This is a genomic window from Bartonella melophagi K-2C, assembly GCF_000278255.1.
Lineage (GTDB): Bacteria > Pseudomonadota > Alphaproteobacteria > Rhizobiales > Rhizobiaceae > Bartonella > Bartonella melophagi.
On the sequence record NZ_JH725081.1, the window covers coordinates 680,239 to 683,598 of the forward strand.

6 protein-coding genes and 1 pseudogene are annotated in these 3,360 nt (G+C 36.6%); 4 read left to right on the plus strand and 3 right to left on the minus strand.

Features of this window, described 5'->3' with window-relative positions:
- Positions 1 to 232: 232 nt before the first annotated feature.
- The gene (locus ME3_RS02815) at positions 233 to 508 is read right to left on the minus strand and encodes a type II toxin-antitoxin system RelE/ParE family toxin (RefSeq protein WP_007476940.1); all 276 of its coding nucleotides are present in this window, start codon (positions 506 to 508) and stop codon (positions 233 to 235) included.
- Positions 509 to 823: 315 nt separating this feature from the next.
- Between ME3_RS02815 and ssb the strand changes: the two genes are divergently transcribed.
- Together ssb and ME3_RS02825 are read left to right on the plus strand one after the other, a co-directional pair.
- Positions 824 to 1,267 (plus strand): single-stranded DNA-binding protein, encoded by a 444-nt coding sequence (gene ssb / locus ME3_RS02820; RefSeq protein WP_007476942.1) that lies wholly within the window; start codon positions 824 to 826, stop codon positions 1,265 to 1,267.
- 15 nt (positions 1,268 to 1,282) lie between these two features.
- Positions 1,283 to 1,828: a hypothetical protein gene (locus ME3_RS02825; RefSeq protein WP_007476944.1), complete on the plus strand. Its 546-nt coding sequence runs from the start codon at positions 1,283 to 1,285 to the stop codon at positions 1,826 to 1,828.
- Positions 1,829 to 1,849: 21 nt separating this feature from the next.
- On the opposite strand, the gene ME3_RS02830 is transcribed toward ME3_RS02825, so the two are convergent.
- Together ME3_RS02830 and ME3_RS02835 are read right to left on the minus strand one after the other, a co-directional pair.
- Positions 1,850 to 2,158 carry a HigA family addiction module antitoxin gene (locus ME3_RS02830; protein ID WP_007476946.1) on the minus strand — a complete coding sequence of 103 codons (309 nt, stop codon included), beginning with the start codon at positions 2,156 to 2,158 and terminating at the stop codon, positions 1,850 to 1,852.
- A 10-nt stretch (positions 2,159 to 2,168) separates the two neighbouring features.
- On the minus strand, positions 2,169 to 2,447 hold the full coding sequence (locus tag ME3_RS02835) for a type II toxin-antitoxin system RelE/ParE family toxin (protein ID WP_007476949.1): 279 nt from the start codon (positions 2,445 to 2,447) through the stop codon (positions 2,169 to 2,171).
- A 354-nt stretch (positions 2,448 to 2,801) separates the two neighbouring features.
- Here ME3_RS02835 and ME3_RS02840 point away from each other — a divergent pair, with 354 nt between their 5' ends.
- Together ME3_RS02840 and ME3_RS02845 are read left to right on the plus strand one after the other, a co-directional pair.
- Positions 2,802 to 3,140 carry a hypothetical protein gene (locus ME3_RS02840; protein WP_007476951.1) on the plus strand — a complete coding sequence of 113 codons (339 nt, stop codon included), beginning with the start codon at positions 2,802 to 2,804 and terminating at the stop codon, positions 3,138 to 3,140.
- A 5-nt stretch (positions 3,141 to 3,145) separates the two neighbouring features.
- Positions 3,146 to 3,360, plus strand: a pseudogene (locus ME3_RS02845) (PBSX family phage terminase large subunit); the annotation flags it as partial.

Consider the following 3,360-nt stretch of genomic DNA (forward strand, 5'->3'; position numbering starts at 1 on the left):
GCAACAGATTATTTACAAAGATATCTGCATAGGTTTTTGCATATGGCTGTGATGGCGTTTCTTTTACTACTTTTTCAAAACATTAACAGAGAAGTGGAATTCATTTTTTGGCATCTATTTTTACTTTTTGTAGGCACTATTATCTTTCAAATGTACGGTTTCGTAAACAATTTTATAAAAATGCTTAGATTAAATGCTGTCCACTTTCTGTAGAGTAAATGCTTTGAGGAACTTAATTAAGTGCGGTGACTTTTTCGATATCCTTTTGTTGGGTAGATTTATCACCGCCATTAAGGAGTAGAATAATTTCTTTCCCTTGTTTTATAAAATAAACCCGATAGCCAGGGCCATGATTTATTTTTAATTCTCCAATGCCATGAAAGAATTTTACATTGCCCAAAAGCCCCGTTTCTATCCTTGCTATCCGTGTTACAATATGCGCTTGTGCAATCTCATCTTTTAAAGAATCTAGCCACTGTATGAAATATTTTGTCTTGATACACTGCAAACATGTGTAACATGTAGGATACAGTTATTACAATGTCAAACACAATCTTTTATTTCAACAACAGACAAATTTTCTTATTTTTAGAAGCAATTTTTAAGTATTATCAGTTAGTTATATAAATATGTTGAGAACAGCATTTATGCACTGATAAAAGCATATAAATTATTTTTTTCAGTTATTTATTTTATTTATCTGTATTAATTAGTGTAGTATATTGTGCTATAATATTGTAAAATATAGTAAAAATAGTTTTTCATATCCGTATTTTGTTTCATTAAAACACACACATAATTTTTCTTAGAAAAGATATCCAACATGATCAATAAAGTAATTTTAGTCGGTAATCTTGGTGCCGATCCCGAAAGTAGAATAATGCCATCTGGTACAGAGGTGGTGAACTTTCGTATAGCTACCTCACAAAGCTATACGGATAAGACAACAGGTGAAAAGGTAGATAAAACAGAATGGCATTCTGTCGTGGTTTTTAATCCCCATTTTGCAAAGGTTGCACTTCAGTATCTGAGTAAAGGTTCTAAGGTTTATGTTGAAGGTCAATTACAGACGCGTAAATGGCAAGATAAAAGCGGACAAACACACTACACAACAGAAATTATCTTATCCCAATATAGAGGTGAATTAAAGATCCTTAATAGTGTTCAAAAGGATCAAAAAGATGGTGTTGATATGGCTTTGGAAGCAATGGAGCAAGAGGATAAGCAGTATTTAGAGACGACTTTAAATGATGATATCCCGTTTTAATTAGGAGGTTTTCTTATGAAAAAACGAAAGAAACGGGGAAGACCTAGGATAGTCGGTCAAAGAAGAGAACCTAATGGACGTATTTCGCGTGCAAAAATGCCTCGTGAGCCTGTTGATCAACAGACACTTGAAATGCGTGCCAAGCATTATGGGGTGAATATTCAAGATGCGAAAAACCCGATTATGGGCACTTATGTAGGGCGGTTATATTTATTAGAAAAAAAGATTAATCAAGATCAATACGAGGCATCACAGCAATATATTCAGGTACGAAACGATTATTCGTGTGCAAAAGGATTGCCGGGGGCTTATTATGATGGTGCAAATGACAATCACGATCAAGAAAGTCTTGAGAGGTGGATTGAGATAGCAACGCATCGCTATGAAGCTGCGCGAGATGTTATTAGAGAAACACAAGGGGTATATCGTCAGTATAATCTTCATGCTGCTTTGCAGTACATCGTTATAGAAGACCAACAACTGCCACACCTTGTCAGTTCTCTACGCATCGCTCTTAATGCTCTTTGTAAGTTTTTCTCGCAAAAGAGAGAAACTTTGTAAGTTTTAGTTTCAATGTGGTTTTCAAATAATATGGAGAGTTGGAATTTTACTAACATCTGTTTCATGCTCAGCGTGCCAAGCATCATAAGCTGCTTGCATACGCAACCAGACAGCAGCACCATCCCCAAATAATTTACCTAGACGAGCTGAAACAGAAGGAGAAACTGGTTTTTTTGTTTTCAAAATATCATAAAGATGCTGACGTGATATCCCAAGCATTTGTGCAATTTCTAATTTTGTTTTGCCAGTTGCTGGAATAATTTCTGCCAGTAAATCACCTGGATGAGAAGGACAACGGTTTCTTTTGCATTGTACAGGAATATCATTCATAATTTTACTCCTAGTGATATTGTTCAAGATTAACATGATAAGCATTGCATGAGTCAAATTCAAATGTGATGCACCATGGTCCATTTATATGTACAGTGTAACGAGTGGGGTGAAATCCAATTAAAGCATGAAAATTAAATCCTGGAAGATTCATGTCTTCGGGTTTTTCAGCAACATCTAAACGGTCAAGACGAACAATGATCCGTTTAAAAAGTCTCTTGTCAATTTTGGATGAACTTCCCGTTTCAAATAATTCAGCCAATGTCTTACTTTTGAACGTCTTAATCATGCTATATTTATAGTATAAAAAGGTAGTTCTGTCAAGAAATAGCTTACATTTTTACGCTTAACCAATACCAAATTTAGTTTGATTGAGATAAAAAAATACTAGATCGTGATTTTTTAGTTGACATAGTGGTATGAATTGTATTAAATGACACTGCGGTACTAGTCGTACTGTGCCTAAAATTAGTTTATAATACAGTTTTTATTTCTTTCTATGCTACGGAAAGCCCTGCGAATGCGGGGTTTTTTGTTAGGATAATCCAGTTTATTCATTTTTATTTATTGACATTAATTGACCTCCTCTTTGTCCTCGAGAGTGAGGTCTTTTTTTGTTTAGATCCTTGAGAAGGAAACTGCGATGGCATCTGGCTCAGATACTGGCTCAGATAATTGTGTGAAGGTGAGACCGCCCAATGCAGGAGCAGGGCGAGTGAAAGGTGTTCCCAATAAGACAACGCGCATTCTTAAAGAGGCAGTGATTAAAGCAGCAGAACAGGCTGGTAGCAAATATGGCACTGAAGGATTGATCTCTTATCTTGAACGCCAGGCTTTAAAGTGCCCAGCTGCTTATTTAGCCTTGTTGGGCAAGATCTTACCTTTGCAGGTTACCGGTGAAAATAATGAAGCCATCAAAATGATTACCCGTGTTGAGATTGTAGCGCCTGTTATCAAGGACAATGATGCTGTTTCAGGGTGATTGAGATGGCGACAGCTCAAGTTGTGATCATCGAGAAATTAATTCCCTTGTTTCAAGGTTTTGCAGATGTGCGTGCTGCGTGGGGAGGACGTGGATCAGGAAAGACGAGGTCTTTTGCCTTAATGGCAGCTTTAAAGGGCTATGAATATGGGATGGGTGGGATCTCAGGGATTATCCTTTGTGCCCGCCAGTTTCAAAATTCGCTTGCTGAGAGTTCATT

Bases quoted from the DNA above. Each gene is read 5' to 3' on its own strand.
- ME3_RS02825 (WP_007476944.1), top strand. From the start codon at position 1,283: ATGAAAAAACGAAAGAAACGGGGAAGACCTAGGATAGTCGGTCAAAGA.
- ME3_RS02840 (WP_007476951.1), top strand. From the start codon at position 2,802: ATGGCATCTGGCTCAGATACTGGCTCAGATAATTGTGTGAAGGTGAGA.
- ssb (WP_007476942.1), top strand. From the start codon at position 824: ATGATCAATAAAGTAATTTTAGTCGGTAATCTTGGTGCCGATCCCGAA.
- ME3_RS02835 (WP_007476949.1), bottom strand. From the start codon at position 2,447: ATGATTAAGACGTTCAAAAGTAAGACATTGGCTGAATTATTTGAAACG.
- ME3_RS02830 (WP_007476946.1), bottom strand. From the start codon at position 2,158: ATGAATGATATTCCTGTACAATGCAAAAGAAACCGTTGTCCTTCTCAT.